Annotated in this window: 13 protein-coding genes and 1 tRNA gene; 1 reads left to right on the forward strand and 13 read right to left on the reverse strand. The window is 75.2% G+C overall.

Going from position 1 to position 14,270, the window contains the following annotated elements:
• Positions 1-70: 70 nt before the first annotated feature.
• From ELR47_RS10320 to ELR47_RS10360, 9 genes are all read right to left on the reverse strand, one after another.
• Positions 71-144, reverse strand: a tRNA-Pro gene (locus ELR47_RS10320).
• A 168-nt stretch (positions 145-312) separates the two neighbouring features.
• Positions 313-2,367 carry a ribosome biogenesis GTPase Der gene (gene der / locus ELR47_RS10325; protein ID WP_205745190.1) on the reverse strand — a complete coding sequence of 685 codons (2,055 nt, stop codon included), beginning with the start codon at positions 2,365-2,367 and terminating at the stop codon, positions 313-315.
• A gap of 76 nt (positions 2,368-2,443) precedes the next feature.
• Positions 2,444-3,718: a 3-phosphoshikimate 1-carboxyvinyltransferase gene (gene aroA / locus ELR47_RS10330; RefSeq protein WP_205745191.1), complete on the reverse strand. Its 1,275-nt coding sequence runs from the start codon at positions 3,716-3,718 to the stop codon at positions 2,444-2,446.
• Between the two features lie 58 nt (positions 3,719-3,776).
• The gene (locus ELR47_RS10335) at positions 3,777-4,898 is read right to left on the reverse strand and encodes a prephenate dehydrogenase/arogenate dehydrogenase family protein (RefSeq protein WP_165403993.1); all 1,122 of its coding nucleotides are present in this window, start codon (positions 4,896-4,898) and stop codon (positions 3,777-3,779) included.
• Positions 4,895-5,266 (reverse strand): chorismate mutase, encoded by a 372-nt coding sequence (gene aroH / locus ELR47_RS10340; protein WP_130649826.1) that lies wholly within the window; start codon positions 5,264-5,266, stop codon positions 4,895-4,897. Before aroH ends, ELR47_RS10335 begins: the two co-directional genes overlap by 4 nt.
• Entirely contained in the window at positions 5,263-6,096 is an 834-nt protein-coding gene (locus ELR47_RS10345) for a pseudouridine synthase (protein ID WP_130649827.1), read from the reverse strand. Before ELR47_RS10345 ends, aroH begins: the two co-directional genes overlap by 4 nt.
• Entirely contained in the window at positions 6,089-7,039 is a 951-nt protein-coding gene (scpB, locus tag ELR47_RS10350) for an SMC-Scp complex subunit ScpB (RefSeq protein WP_130649828.1), read from the reverse strand. The genes ELR47_RS10345 and scpB overlap by 8 nt, the downstream gene beginning before the upstream one ends.
• Positions 7,036-7,869, reverse strand: coding sequence for a segregation and condensation protein A (locus ELR47_RS10355; RefSeq protein WP_130649829.1), 834 nt, complete (start codon positions 7,867-7,869; stop codon positions 7,036-7,038). The genes scpB and ELR47_RS10355 overlap by 4 nt, the downstream gene beginning before the upstream one ends.
• Before the next feature lie 95 nt (positions 7,870-7,964).
• The gene (locus tag ELR47_RS10360; protein ID WP_130649830.1) at positions 7,965-8,903 is read right to left on the reverse strand and encodes an RDD family protein; all 939 of its coding nucleotides are present in this window, start codon (positions 8,901-8,903) and stop codon (positions 7,965-7,967) included.
• 336 nt (positions 8,904-9,239) lie between these two features.
• Here ELR47_RS10360 and ELR47_RS10365 point away from each other — a divergent pair, with 336 nt between their 5' ends.
• Positions 9,240-10,004: a stage II sporulation protein M gene (locus ELR47_RS10365; RefSeq protein WP_165403994.1), complete on the forward strand. Its 765-nt coding sequence runs from the start codon at positions 9,240-9,242 to the stop codon at positions 10,002-10,004.
• Here ELR47_RS10365 and ELR47_RS10370 read toward each other — a convergent pair.
• From ELR47_RS10370 to ELR47_RS10385, 4 genes are all read right to left on the reverse strand, one after another.
• Positions 9,974-11,275 carry a DUF58 domain-containing protein gene (locus tag ELR47_RS10370; protein ID WP_165403995.1) on the reverse strand — a complete coding sequence of 434 codons (1,302 nt, stop codon included), beginning with the start codon at positions 11,273-11,275 and terminating at the stop codon, positions 9,974-9,976. The genes ELR47_RS10365 and ELR47_RS10370 overlap by 31 nt on opposite strands.
• Before the next feature lie 44 nt (positions 11,276-11,319).
• Complete coding sequence (locus ELR47_RS10375) at positions 11,320-12,342, reverse strand: AAA family ATPase (RefSeq protein ID WP_130649833.1); 1,023 nt, start codon at positions 12,340-12,342, stop codon at positions 11,320-11,322.
• Between the two features lie 91 nt (positions 12,343-12,433).
• Entirely contained in the window at positions 12,434-13,666 is a 1,233-nt protein-coding gene (locus tag ELR47_RS10380; RefSeq protein ID WP_130649834.1) for a DUF4350 domain-containing protein, read from the reverse strand.
• The gene (locus tag ELR47_RS10385; RefSeq protein WP_165403996.1) at positions 13,663-14,268 is read right to left on the reverse strand and encodes a DUF4129 domain-containing protein; all 606 of its coding nucleotides are present in this window, start codon (positions 14,266-14,268) and stop codon (positions 13,663-13,665) included. Before ELR47_RS10385 ends, ELR47_RS10380 begins: the two co-directional genes overlap by 4 nt.
• Between the last annotated feature and the right edge of the window lie 2 nt (positions 14,269-14,270).

Genomic DNA, 14,270 nt, shown 5'->3' on the forward strand with positions numbered 1-14,270 from the left:
TGCGCCGCAGCCGCTGGTCCGCATGATCGCACGCGCCGCCGGGGCCCGCGTGGGACCCCGGCGGCGGACGTCGGGCTGGCCGGACTTGAACCGGCGACCCCTCGCCCCCCAGACGAGTGCGCTACCTGACTGCGCCACAGCCCGGTGGAGGATCCGGCGTCCCACCCGTGGAACCGGCGGGGACGTCGTCCACCTGGTGCGACCTCGGGCGAACCGGGGTCGCGGAGGCGGCACGCTACCTGCTCCCGACCCGGGGGGCCAACCGGCACCGCCGCCCGCGCGGTCCGCAGTCCGCGAGCAGCGGTCCGGCGGTCAGCGACGCTGGCGCGGGGAGGGCGGCCGGTCCTCGATCGTCAACGGGACACCGGTGAAGTCGTGCCGCTCACGCAGCTCGCGTTCCAGGTAGCGGCGGTAGGAGGCCGGCAGCCGACCGTTGGCGAACAGCAGGAACCGTGGCGGCGCCACCTCGGCCTGCGTGGCGTAGCGGATCTTGAGGTTCTTCTGCCCCTGGCGCGGCAGCGGGTGACGGGCGACGGCCTCCTCGACCAGCCGGTTGACCTCCCGCGTCGGCACCCGGCGCCGGTAGTTGTCCCACACCGTGCGCAGCTGCGGCAGCAGCCGGCGCAGACCCCGACCGGACGCGGCCGAGATGTTGACCCGCGGGGCCCACGCCGCGAACGACAGCAGGCGGTCGAGTTCCTTCTCCAGGTCGAGCCGGCGGTCCTCGTCGACGAGGTCCCACTTGTTGCACACCAGCACCACGCCCCGGCCCGCCTCGCGCAGCAGCGCCGCCAGCCGCTGGTCCTGCTCCCCCAGCGGCTCGGAGGCGTCGAGCAGGAACAGCACCAGGTCGGCGCTCTCGATCGCGGCCCGCGTGCGGTCGACCGAGTACAGCTCGGTCTCCTCGCCGTGGCGGTAGCGCCGCCGCATGCCGGCGGTGTCCACGAACACCCACGGCTCACCGTCGATCTCGGCCATCGTGTCGACCGCGTCGCGGGTCGTGTGCGCGACGCTGTCGACGATCGAGCGCTCCTCGCCCAGCAGGCGGTTGAACAACGACGACTTGCCGACGTTGGGCTTGCCGACGATCGCCACACGCGGCACCGTCGAGACGGCCGGCGCCTGGTCGGCCGCCGTCGGCAGCGCGGCCAGCACCTCGTCGAGCAGGTCGCCCACGCCGCGTCCGTGCCGCGCGGACACCGGGTGCGCCGCGCCCAGCCCGAGGCCGTACAGCTCGTGGACCAGCGCCTCCTGGCGGTCGTTGTCGACCTTGTTCGCGACCAGCAGCACCGGCACGCGGCTGCGACGCAGCAGCCGCGCGTACCGCTCGTCGTCCTCGAGCGCGCCGACGGTCGCGTCCACCACGAACACGACCAGGTCGGCGGCGGCCACCGCGGCCTCGGCCTGGTCGACGATGCGGGCGGCCATGCCCTCGGCCTGGTGTTCCCAGCCGCCGGTGTCGACCACCAGGAAGTGCCGTCCGAGCCACTCGGCCGGGTGCTCCGTGCGGTCGCGGGTCACCCCGGGCTTCTCCTCGACGATGGCCACCCGGGCGCCGAGGATGCGGTTGACCAGCGTGGACTTGCCGACGTTGGGCCGCCCGACGACCGCGACGCGCGGCAGGGCCCGCCGCGCACGCAGCGGGTCACGCGGTCGCGCCGCGACCTGTTCGACCACCCGCTCGACCACGGACGCGACGACCGCGTCGAGGTCGAGCTCGGAGGAGTCGAGCACCCACGCGTCCTCGGCGACCTGCATCGGCGCCACCTCGCGGCCGCCGTCGGCCGTGTCGCGAGCGACGATCTCCCGTTCGAGGTCCTCGAGGTCGTCGCGCCCGAGCTGGGCGGCCCGCCGCCGGGCCCGCTCGCGCACGCTGGCGGTCAGGAAGACCTTCACGTCGGCGTCGGGGAGCACGACCGAGCCGATGTCGCGCCCCTCGACCACGCCGCCCTCCTCGGCGACGGCGCCCCGTTGGGCCGCGAGCAGCGCGTCGCGCACCGCCGCGTGGGCCGAGACGGCCGAGACGCTCGCGGTCACGTCCGGCCCACGGATCTCGTCCTCGACGTCCTCGCCGTCGAGCAGGGTGCGCCCGGCGTGTCGCTCGAGGACGGTGTCGGCGACCACGGCCGCGCAGTCGGCCTCGTCGGTCGGGTCGGCCCCGGCGCGCAGCACCGCCAGGGTGGCCGCCCGGTACAGCGCCCCGGTGTCCACGTGCGGCAGACCGAGTCGCTCGGCGACCCGGCGGGCGACCGAGGACTTGCCCGACCCGGCCGGCCCGTCGATGGCGACCACGACCGCACCCACCACGGCGGGTGCGTCGGCGGTCGACGCGGTGGGAGGCACGACATCGTCGGGCACGTCGGGCACGGCGGAGGTCTCCTGGTAGAGCACGCGGACGCAGGACCCGCGCACCGTACCCGCGGCCGGAGGCGGGCCGGCGAGGTCACCGGCGCAGCGACTCGAGCACCGTGAAGTAGTCCGGGAAGGTCTTCGCCACGCAACCCGGGTCGAGGATCTCGACGCCGGGGACCCGCAGGCCCAGCAGGGCGAAGCTCATGGCCATGCGGTGGTCCTCGTAGGTGTGCACGGCACCGGGTCGGGGTGTGCCGGGCCGCACGAGGAAGCCGTCGTCCTCCTCGACGGCGTCGATCCCGAGGCGTCGCAGTTCGGTGACCACCGCCCGCACCCGGTCGGTCTCCTTGTGCCGGATGAAGCCGATGCCACGCACCCGCGTGGGCGAGGAGGCGAACACGGCCACGGCCGCGAGGGTCTGGGCCGTGTCGGACAGGTCGGACAGGTCCACGTCCACGCCCTGGAGCCGGCCGGTGCCCTGCACCTCGACGTGCTCGTCGGCGAGGTCCACCGTGGCGCCCATGCGAGCGAGCACCTGCGCGAAGCCGACGTCTCCCTGCAGCGAGCCGCGGCCGAGACCGGGAACGCGCACGCGCCCGCCGGTGATCGCGGCCGCCGCGAGCACGTAGGACGCGGCGCTGGCGTCGGGCTCGATCCGGTAGGTGGTACCCCGGTACCCGCCGGGGGCCACGGTGAACGTGTCGTCGTCGTCGGCCTCGACCCGGGCACCGAACGCCCGCATCACCGCGGTGGTCATCGTCACGTAGGGACGCGAGACGAGCGCGCCGGGGACCCGGACCCGCAACCCGTCGGGCCGCGCCGGCGCGCTGAGCAGCAGACCCGAGAGGAACTGACTGGACACGTCGGCGGGGACCTCGAGCGCGCCCGTGTCCGTTCCCGGTCCCCGCAGACGTGCCGGCAGGTGACCCGGGGCGCCGGTCTCGTGCACCTGCACGCCGAGCTGGCGCAGGGCATCGAACACCGGCGCCATCGGGCGGCGGCGGAAGGCCGGCGCGGCGTCGAGCAGGTAGGGCCCCTCGCCGAGGGCCAGCAGCGGCGCCAGGAACCGGGCCGTGGTCCCCGACAGCCGCACGTCGAGCTCGAGGGGGCCGGCCGGGACCGCGCCGTCCAGTCCGCCGACCGTCACCGACCGGGCCGACCGGTCGACCTCGAGCGGGACCCCGAGGGTGGCCAACGCCCCCAGCATGGCCTCGGTGTCGTCGGCGAAGAGCACGCCGTCGAGCCGGGAGCGGCCCGCGGCGAGCGCCGCCACCACCAGGGCACGGTTGGTGATGCTCTTGGACCCCGGGACCACGACCTCGGCGTCGGGCGGGTGCGCGAACGGGATCATCGAACAGCGCTGCACGGGTCCTCCTGTCGAGTCGTCGGCCAGAAGCGTCACGGCGCCGCGTCGGCCGGGTGCGTCACGTCGCCGCGTCGGCCGGTTCGGCGTGCGCGGCCAGCCCACGGGCCGTGAGGACCTCCAGGGCCCGCTCGCACTCCCCTGCGGCGATGCGGACCAGCAGCGCGCCCCGCCGACCCTCGGCGTGGCGCATCGCGAGGTCCTCGACGTTGATGGCGGCCTCGCCGAGCGCCGTAGTGATGGTGGCCAGTGCCCCCGGACGGTCGTCGAGTGCAACGACCACGTCGACCACCGCGTCGTCGACCGCCTTGGGCACCAGCTGGGCGCGGGCGCGGGCGGCACGACCGAGCAGGGCCTCGAGGGCCTCGTCGTCGCCGCGTTCGAGCAGCCGGCGCACCTCGGTCAGGCGCTGCTCGTAGCGGTTGAGGGCGACCAGGACCGCGTCGCGGTTGCCGGCCAGGATCCCGCGCCACAGTCGCGGGTCCGACGCCGCGATCCGGGTCGTGTCGCGGAAGCCGCCGCCGGCGACCGCCAGCACCACCTCGCCCGCCCGCGCCGAGGCCTCACCGGCGACGTCGGCGAGCGTGCAGGCCGCCAGGTGCGGCAGGTGGCTGACCAGGGCGACCAGTTCGTCGTGCCGCGCGGGAGCGAGCGCGAGCACCCGGGCCCCGATCTGCCGGAGCACCCCCGAGACGCGGCGCAGGGTCTCCGCGGCGGTGTCGGCCGTGGGGGTCAGCACCCAGGTCGCTGCCTGGAACAGGGTCGCGTCCGCGGCCTGCGGGCCGCTGCGCTCCGATCCCGCCATGGGATGGCCGCCGACGAATCGGGCCGGGTCGACACCCGCAGCCCTCAACCTCGACGTCACCTCGAGGGTGACGCTGCCCTTGAGGCTGGCGACGTCGGTGAACACGGCGTCGGCCGGTGCGTACCGGGCGGCCTGTTCGAGCACGTCCCCGACGACCGCCGCAGGAACCGCGGCGACGACGACGTCGGCCGCGCGCACGCACGCGGCGACGTCCTCGGCGACCTCGTCGGCGAGCCCGAGCCCGGCCGCCGCGCGACGCACGTCCGCGGACGTGTCGGTCAGGGTGACGTGACCGACCGCGAGCCGGCGGCAGGCCACGGCGAGGGAGCCCCCGATCAGCCCACCCCCGAGGACGGCCAGGCGCGGCGTCGTGCTCACTCCGGCAGGTCGGTGCGCAGTTGACGGGCGTCGTGCAGGTAGACGTGCCGGAGCTCGCGGGCCGTGCGGGGGGTGTAGGCGTGGACGAGGATCCGCACGCACCGCGGGATCCCGCCCTCGACCTCGAGTTCGCGGGCGCACAGCAAGGGGACGTGGGTGATGCCCGCCTCGCGTGCCGCGACCGCCGGGAAGGCGGCGTGGACGTCGTCGGTGGCGGTGAACACGATCGAGATCAGGTCGTCCTCGACGAGTTCGTTGCGGGCGAACACCGCGGCCATCAGCTCCTGGGTGCGCGCGATCAGGTGCTCGCGGTCGTCGCGGTCCAGCGTGGTCGCGCCCCGCAGCGCCCGTACCCGTGCCTCGCTCATCGTGATCCTCCCCGGCGCGTCGCCCGGGCGGCGTTGGCAGCGCGGGCATCGCGTTCGCCGCGGGTGGTGCGGCGGGTCTCCCAGCGCTGGCCCCCGGGGGCCGGTCGGGAGCCCTCGGCCACCGCCGCGTGCAGCCGGCCGACCTCGGCCTGCGTGAGGAATCGCCACTTGCCCTGGCGCAACTCGCCGAGCTCGACCCCGGCGTAGGCGACGCGTGCCAGCCGCTCGACCGTCAGGCCCAGGGCCGCGAACATGCGGCGGACCTCGCGCTTGCGTCCCTCGGTCATCACCAGCTCGATCAGTGCCCGCCCGTGCTCCTCCTCGAGCACCCGGACCGACCGTGCGCGAGCGACCCCGTCGTCGAGCTCCACGCCGTCGCGCAACTGCGCCAGCGCCCGTTTGCGGACCGGCCCGGGCACCAGGGCCACGTAGGTGCGTGGCACCTCGAACGACGGGTGCAGCAACTGGTGGGTGAGCTCACCGTCGTTGGTGAGCAGCAACAGCCCCTCGGTGTCCTGGTCGAGACGTCCGACGGGATACAGCCGCTGGGGCAGGTTGACGAGGTCGACCACGGTCGGGCGCCCCTGCGGGTCGTCGGCGGTGGTGACCACGCCGCGCGGCTTGTTGAGCAGCACGTAGAGCTTGTCGGGATCGGTGTTGATCCGCTCCCCGTCGACCTCGACCACGTCGGCGGTCGGGTCGCACTTGGCGCCGAGCTCGACGACCTCGCCGTTGACCCGCACGCGACCGGTGGCGATCAGCTCCTCGCAGGCCCGTCGTGAGGCGATACCGGCGGCCGCGAGGACCTTCTGTACCCGTTGCTCAGTCATCTCGTGCTCCGGGGTCGGCGGAGACCTCCGCCGGGTCGTCGTCGTCGGATGCCGGGTCGCCGTCGCCGGCGGCCACGGCCTGCCGCAACCGGTCGACGGCGTTGCGCGCCGCCTGCTCCAGCCGGTCGGTCAACTCGTCGATGTCGTCACCACCGCGTCCCGCGCCACGCGTGGCGTTCGGGGCGGGCATGGCGTCGTCGTCGGGTTCCTCGCCGTCCTCGCCGCCGGTGTTGGTCCGTCGGCCGGCCAGCACGCCGCGGACCGGCAGCTCCCCGCCCTCGGCCAGACGCCGCCGTACCTCCTTGACGCTGCCCAGATCCGGCTCGTCGGGTGCCGGCGCCTCGGGCAGGAAGTCGGTGAGCGGCGGCAGTTCGTCGAGCGACTGCAACCCCAGTCGCTCGAGCAGCAGTCTGGTCGTGCCGTAGAGCACCGCCTGCCCCGGGCCCTCGTCACGCCCGACCTCGGTCACGAAGCCCCGCGCGACCAGGCTGCGGACGGCCCCGTCGGCGCTGACGCCGCGGATGTCGCCGACCTCGCTGCGGCTGATCGGCTGCTTGTAGGCGATGACCGCCAGGGTCTCGAGCGCGGCCTGTGTCAGCCGCCCGGTGCGACCCGCCAGCGCCCAGCGCTGCAGCACCGGGCGTGCGGCCGGGGCGGTGTACATCCGCCACCCGCCTGCCACCGCACGGATCTCGACCCCGCGGTCGGCCGCGGCGTAGGCGGCCTGCACCTCGGCGATCACCTGCTCGACCTCGCGCGGGTCGCGGTCGAGCACCTCCGCGACGGCAGCGGCCTCGAGCGGCTCGTCGGCGAGGAACAGCAGCGCCTCGACGCCGGGGCGCAGTTGCTCGTCGGTGGGACGGTCCGGGGCCTGACCTGCCGACGGCAGACCGACCGGCGCCGGCGCGGCGTCCACCGGCGCGTCGGCGGGTTCGTCGTTCACGGCGTGACTCCGGAAGCAGTGGGGACAGGTGCGTCGGTGCGGCCGTCGTCGGGCTCGTCGGGCTCGTCGGGCTCATCGGGCTCCGTGAGCGAGTCGAGGTCCTGGCCGCCCGTGCGGGCCAGGATCGCCAGCGGGCCGCGATGGTCGGGCTGCTCGAGTTCGACGTGGCCGAGCTTGAACAGTTCGAGCGCGGCCAGGAAGAACACCACGCGGTCCCCCCGGCCCCGGTCGGCCACGAGGTCCGCGAAGGTACTGGGCGCATCCGCGCGCACCCGGGCGAGCAGGTCGACGGCCGCGTCCCGGATGGTGATGTAGCTGCGGCGGATGTGGCTGAGGTCGACCGGCGCCTCGCGCGCAGGGGTCAGCACCGACGCGGCGATGGCGGCCAGGCCACCGGCGTCGACCGCCAACGGCGTCTCGGGGACGAGCCGCTGCAGCCACGGCTCCGGCGCCACGTCCCGGGCCAGGTACGCCTCGTTGCTCGTCAGCCGGTGCGAGACGATGCGCGCCACGTCCCGGAACGCCCGGTACTCGAGCAGCCGGGCGTAGAGCAGGTCCCTCGCGTCGCCGAGCAGGTCCTCGAGTTCGTCGCGCTCCTCACGGGGCAGCAGGCGGGCGGCCTTGAGTTCGATGAGGGTGGCCGCCACGACCAGGAACCGGGTGGCGGTCTCGAGGTCGAGGTCCTCGAGGCCCCGGTCGAGATGGGCGAGGAAGTCGGCCGTGATCTCGGCGAGGTCGACCTCGGTGACGTCGAGCTTGCGGCGGGAGATCAACTGCAGCAGCAGGTCGAAGGGCCCCTCGAAGACCTCGAGCTTCACCTGGTAGGCCATCGGGAGCCGGCTTCCTGCACGGTTCGGAGAACGGACGCGAGCGCCCCAGCGTAGCGACGCGCCGCCCCGGGCCCGCCGCAGCGACGCCCCCGCGGTCACTGCGGCGGGCGGAACCCGTCGTCGGGCACCTCGACGTCGCCGGTGCGCGCGGCCGGAGGCGGGATCGACGCCGAGTCGTCGGGGGTCGCCGTCGGACCCGACGCAGCACCGGACCTGCCGTGCTCCCGGCCGGACGGGGCGGGCGGCGTCGGGTCCGCTGCCGGGCCCGCGGTGGTGGCCGGCCGGCGGCGCTGCACGGCCGCGGCCACACAGACCAGCCAGACCTCGGCCGGGACACCGGCCGGCGGCGGCGGGGCGACACGGCCCAGCAACGCGTCGGCGACCACCTCGGTGACCTCCCGACGGGCACCGGGCGCCAGGTCGCCGAGCCGCAGCAGGGTCTCACGGACCGTGGCGTAGTCCGCAGACCCGAGCGCGCTGACGTCCAACCGTGCGGTGTAGTCCTCCAACCCGGCCGGCGGCGCGAAGGCGTGGGCCACCGGGGCCCGCGAACCGCGGCGCACGCGCAACACGACCGTGCCGGCGGCGAGGTCCCCCAGCCGTTGTCCGCGCCCGTTGAGCAGGCTGCTGACCATCGCGGGCACGCCCATGGTGGGCAGCAGTTCGACCAGGCCGACGACCGCACGGACCGTCGCGTGACGGAAGCCGACGGGCGCCCCCTCCGTGGTGACCACGCGCAGTCCGAGCGCGGCCTTGCCCGGGGTGCGCCCGCGCCAGAAGGTCTCGAACCCGATCGGGTAGCCGAACAGCACCGCGAACACGAACAGCAGCAGCAGGGCCAGCCCCAGCCATCCGGGCACGAAGCCGCTCACACCGAAGATGCTCTCCGCGAGCCCGAACAACAGCAACAGGCTGCCCATCGCCAGCAGGTCGAGCAGATAGGCGATGCCGCGGGAGCCGACCGTGGCGTGCTCGAGGTCGAGGGCGACACCCTCGGGTGTCACCGTTCCGCCGGCGCCGCTGGGTCCCTGCACGTGGTCCTCCTAGACTGACGCGGACGCTAGCGGTGCCATGCGGCCGGACTCGGAGGGTCGGACACGGACGTCGACGGCTACATCCTGACCAACCAGTCGACCTGGGACCGACTGGACGAGCTGACGCGGCGTGCGGCGGGTGGCCCGGCCAACGTCTCGGCCGACGAGCTCGACGAGCTCGTCCGGCTCCACCTGCGCGTCTCCAGTCAGCTCGCCGCCGTACGTCACCGGTACCGTGATCCGGGGCTCTCCGCCCGGCTCAGCGACCTGGTCGCGCGGTCCACGGCCGTCGTCCACGGCACCCGCCCGCGGACCTGGCGCACGTTCCTCGAGGCGGTGCGCTGGTCGTTCCCGGCCGCGGTGTGGCACGCGCGGGTCGCCGTCCTCGCGGCCACCGTGGTGTTCGTCGCGGCGTTCGCGGCCCCCGCGCTGTGGCTGGCCAACAGTCCCGCGGCCGTCGAGGCGGCGATGCCGGAGACGGCGCGGCAGAGCTACCTGGAGGAGGAGTTCGAGGGCTACTACTCCGCCGAGCCCGGGACGACCTTCGCCGCCCGGGTGTTCACCAACAACGCCCGGGTCGGCGCGCTCGCCTTCGCCAGCGGGATCGCGGCCGGCGTGCCCACGCTGGTCGTGCTGGTGGTCAACGGCCTCAACGTCGGCGTCGCCGCGGGGATGTTCCACGCGGCCGGTGAGGCGGCCCGGTTCTGGGGCCTGATCCTGCCGCACGGGCTGTTGGAGCTCACGGCCGTGTTCGTCGCCGGAGGTGCGGGACTGCGGCTGGGCTGGGCCCTGATCGCTCCCGGTGAGCGCTTCCGGCGGCAGGCGCTGGCGGAGGAGGGGCGCCGCTGCGTGGTGATCGTGATCGGCCTGGTCCTGGTCTTCCTCGTGGCCGGTCTGCTCGAGGGGTACGTGACACCGGCGCCCTGGCCGACCTGGGCACGGGTCGGCACCGGAGCCCTGGTGTGGGTGGCGTTCCTCGCCTACGTGGGGATCTACGGACGCGACGCCGCCCGACACGGGCGCACGGGGGCCCTGGGCGAGTCCTCCGCCGGCTCCGCGGACGTGGAAGGTCAGCCGCCTCGCGCCTTGACCTCGAGGTAGGCGTCGCCGACCCGCCCCGCCAGCTCGCCCGGGACGGCGTCGACGACCCGGACCCCCAGTCGCCGCAGGTGGTCGGCGGCACGTTCGCGCGCCGCGAGGACCGAGACCGCCGCCGCGGCGCCGTAGGCGTCACCCGCGTGCTCGGCCGGGGCGTCGCGCAGCGCCTCCACGGCCGGGTCGCGCACGGCGACCACGACCACGGCGTGCGCGCGCGTGAGCAGCGGCAGGGCGGGCACCAGCTGTTCCTGCACCGCCTCGGCGCCCAGTTCGGTGAACAGCACCAGGGTGGACTGCCGCGGGAACCGCGCGAGCGCCCCGCGGAACGCCTCGCCGTAGTCGCTCTCGACGAGCTCGGGTTCCAGCGCGTGCATGGCGCTCGACAACCGCCGGAGCTGTCCCTGGTCGCCACGCGAGGGCACGACGGCCCGCACCGAGGCACCGAAGGCCAGCAGTGCGGTGCGGTCGCCGGAGCGGGTCGCGATGGTCGCCAGGGCCAGTACGGCGTCCATCGCGTGGTCCAGGCGCGGGACGTCCTCGACCAGGCCGGCGCTCAACCGGCCGGTGTCGAGCAGGACCAGCACCTGCTGGTTGCGCTCGGCCCGGTAGGTGCGCACGACGGCATGCCCGGAGCGTGCGGTCGCCGGCCAGTCGATGCGCCGCACGTCGTCGCCCTCGACGTACTCGCGCAGGGCCTCGAACTGGGAGCTGCCCCCGCGGGCCCGGATCGCCCGCAGGCCCTCGTCGAGGATCCGCTGGCGGCGGACCCGCAACTCCGCCGCCGCGCGCGAGCGGAAGCCGGGATGCACCTCGATGCGCCCGGGCAGGGAGCGCTCCGCCTGCCGACGACCCAGCCCGAGCGGCCCGGTGACCCGCACGGTCAGCCGTTCGGGGCGGAACGTGCCGCGGCGTGCCGGGCGCAACGTCACTCGCTCGACGCGGCGTCCCCCGGCCGGGACCTGCAGGCTCGCCCGCCGCCGCTCGGCACCGAGGCTCGGGGCCAACTCGTCGGCCACCGCGACCGCGACCGGCCGGGCGGTCGGGTTGTGCACGCGCCAGGTCAGCTCGGTGGTGGCGTCGAGACCGACGACGCCCGGCAGCTCGCGTTCGACCCCGATCCGCCACGGTGCGGGCACCCGGTAGGCGTCGACGGCGACCAGCACGGCCACCAGCGCGACCGGCGCCCACCAGGGCACCGGTGCCGGGACCAGCCACACGACCGGGACCAGCGCCGCCAGCGCCAGGGCCGCCCGTTGCGTGGGGACCGGGAGCACGCCGGCCCACCACCGCCGCGTCAGACGCGGAGGCGGATCGACACTCATCGCGGTACCGGGACCGACGCCAGCACCCCGTCGAGGACGGTGTCGGCGCTCATCCCGTCCAGCTCCGCCTCGGGACGCAGGTGCAGGCGGTGCCGCAGGGTCGGCTTGGCGACGGCCTTGACCTCGTCGGGGGTGAGATAGGCCCGCCCCGCCAGCCAGGCCCACGCCTTGGCGGCGTGCAACAGCATGGTGGTCCCGCGTGGGGACACGCCCAGCTGCACCGCGGGCGCGTCACGGGTCGCGCGCGCCAGCGCGACCACGTAGTCGCGCACGGCGGCCTCGACCCGGACCGTGCGAACGGCCTCGCGGGCGGCGAGCAGTGCTCCCGCGTCGGCGACCGGGGACACCCCCGCCGCGCCAGGGTCGGCGGCGGCGTCCGCGCCCCGGTCGTGGCGCGCGACGATCTCGCGCTCCTGCTCCTCGGTCGGGTACGGCACCTGCAACAGGAACAGGAAGCGGTCGAGCTGGGCCTCGGGCAGCGGGTAGGTGCCCTCGTACTCGACCGGGTTCTGTGTCGCCACGACGAGGAAGGGGTCGGGCAGCGCCCAGGTCCGCCCGGCGGTGGAGACCTGCCGTTCCTGCATGGCCTCGAGCAGGGCCGCCTGCGTGCGTGGCGGGGTGCGGTTGATCTCGTCGGCCAGCAGCAGGTTGGTGAACACCGGACCCTTGCGGAAACGCAGGTCCCGGCCGTCCTCGGCCAGCACGTGCTGGCCGGTCACGTCGGCCGGCATCAGGTCGGGCGTGAACTGCACCCGTGAGGCCTCGAGCTCCAGCGACGCCGCCAGCGTCCGCACGAGCAACGTCTTGGCCACACCGGGCACGCCCTCGAGGAGCACGTGCCCCCGGACCAGCAGCGCGGTGACGAGCCCCGTGACCACCGCGTCCTGGCCGACGACGACCTTGGCGATCTCCTCGCGGACGGCGAGCAGTGCCGCCCGGGCCGGCTCGGAGGCGTCCCTCGAGGCCGGGACGGCAGGTGGTTCGGCCGCCGCGGGCGGGGCGTCGTGGGGTTCGGACACGGGCGGACTCCTGGAGGGGAACGGCGGTCGGTCGGACGGGGGATGGGTCGGGAGCCGGTACGTGCGGGTGCCGGGGGCGTCACGTGGCGGCTCAGGGCGGTGGCGAGCCGGAGGTCCGGGCCTGCGACGACACGGAGGATCCGTGCGCGGGCGAGGACGGCTCCACCGGGTCGGTGCTCCGCGACGAGCCCGAGCTCACCGGTCCGCCGCGGGCACGCCGTCGGACCGACGAGACGGCCGTCTGCAACGCCCGCAGGGTCTCGTCGTCGTCCACGGGCGCGTCGAGCAGCGCACGGTCGGCGGTCCGGACGTCGACACCGAGGCGGTCGACGGCGAGCGACGCGAGCTGCTGCGGGTCGCCGTCGGCGGACAGACCGGTGGCCGCCGCCACCGCCGTACGGGCGTCCTGGCGCAGCAGGTCGGCCGCGCTCCCGCGCCGGCCCGAGCGTTGCAGCAGGCCGGCCAGCGACCCGACCAGCTCGCTGGCGGGCAGCACGGGAGGCAGCCGCTCCTCGACCGGGAGGCCGAGCCGTCGCCCGCGGGCGACGGCGGCGACGACGGCCGCCACGAGCAGGACCGCGAGCCCCTGCCAGACCCGATCGGGAACCAGGTCGGCGATCGCGGTCTCTCCCTCCCCGACGGGCGGCAGCGGGACGATCTGCAGCGGTGCGCCGGGCGTGGGTGCGAGCAGGCTCGCGGCGAGGACCGCGTGGTCGTCGACGTCGAGGAGACGGTTGGTGAACGGATCGGGCGACCCGAGCGCGACGATCGTGCCCTGCCCGTGGCCGGTCGCTACCAGCCAGGCGAGCTCCTCCCCCAGCACGAAGCACACCGCGTCGGCCTCCGCCGGTACCTCGAGCGCGGTCCAGCTGGCGTGGGTCACGGTGCTCACCGCGGGCAGCGCGTCGCAACCCGGCGCGCGTCCGGTCGGGCCGATGCTGTCGACCAGTCCACCCCCGACCGGGGTCAGTTCGTGCAGCGGCGAGGTCGGGTCGGCGACCACCAGGTGACCGCCGGCCGCCACCCAGTCGCGTACCTCCGCCTGCCGGGTGCGGTTGAGGCGGTCGAGGGGGACGAAGAGCCGGGTCGTCGGATCCTCCGGCAGCTCGAGGCCGACCTCGACGGGAACGTCGCTCGCGCGCAGCACCTCGACCAGGCCCAGCAGTCCGTCGGGGGCGCTCGAGGAAGGGTCCAGCGGTGCCTCCTCGGTCGTCGGACCGGCCAGCAGCCCCGCGGCGACCAGGGACACCACCGCGACGAGGAAGGCGACGTGTCGACGTCGGGGGCGGGTCGACCTCGGGACGGCGTCCGGCGCGGTGCTCATGCCCGGACCCTGCCCGACGCGGCGTCGAGGACGAGCCGGTAACCGGCCTCGTCGGCCTGCCGGTGGCCGTACCACACGTCCTCGAACACGGCACCGGCGGCTCGGACGTCCGCCGCCCGCTCCGGCGCGTCACGGTCGACGGCCGTGTCGATCTCCCCCACGGTGCGCGCGTCGGCGTCGGTGAGGACGCCGTCCTCGACCAGTTGCGTGACCAGTGCCGCGTACCCCGCGCGGATCGCGGCGTCCCACCGACCGGCCGCGGCGTGCGACACGGCCTGTTCGCGCCAGGCCGTGGCCGACCGGCGTGCGGCTGCGGACGTGGTCGGCGGGGCGCCACCGTCGACGCTCACGCCACGCGAGAACCGCAGGACCAGGGCCAGGACGGCGACGGTCGCCAGGCCCACGACCAACCAGGCGAAGGTGGTGCTTCCGGCCACGGCCCCCAGCACGGCGTCGAGCACATCCGCCAGCCACTGACGCAGCCGGTCGAGCACGTCGGTCACCGGGCCGGGGTCGCTGTCGGTGTAGGGCGGTCGCGCGAGCAGGTCGCGGGCGCGTCGGCGCAGCGTCTCGGGATCGTGGCCGAGCGGCACCCTGAACACGG

Origin of the sequence: Egicoccus halophilus, from assembly GCF_004300825.1 — a bacterium.
In the GTDB taxonomy this organism is placed as follows: domain Bacteria; phylum Actinomycetota; class Nitriliruptoria; order Nitriliruptorales; family Nitriliruptoraceae; genus Egicoccus; species Egicoccus halophilus.

What these genes read in the sequence shown, in the direction of transcription:
- ELR47_RS10345 (WP_130649827.1), bottom strand. Translation starts at nt 6,096, where the DNA reads ATGACTGAGCAACGGGTACAGAAGGTCCTCGCGGCCGCCGGTATCGCC.
- ELR47_RS10380 (WP_130649834.1), bottom strand. Translation starts at nt 13,666, where the DNA reads ATGAGCACCGCGCCGGACGCCGTCCCGAGGTCGACCCGCCCCCGACGT.
- ELR47_RS10355 (WP_130649829.1), bottom strand. Translation starts at nt 7,869, where the DNA reads ATGGCCTACCAGGTGAAGCTCGAGGTCTTCGAGGGGCCCTTCGACCTG.
- aroH (WP_130649826.1), bottom strand. Translation starts at nt 5,266, where the DNA reads ATGAGCGAGGCACGGGTACGGGCGCTGCGGGGCGCGACCACGCTGGAC.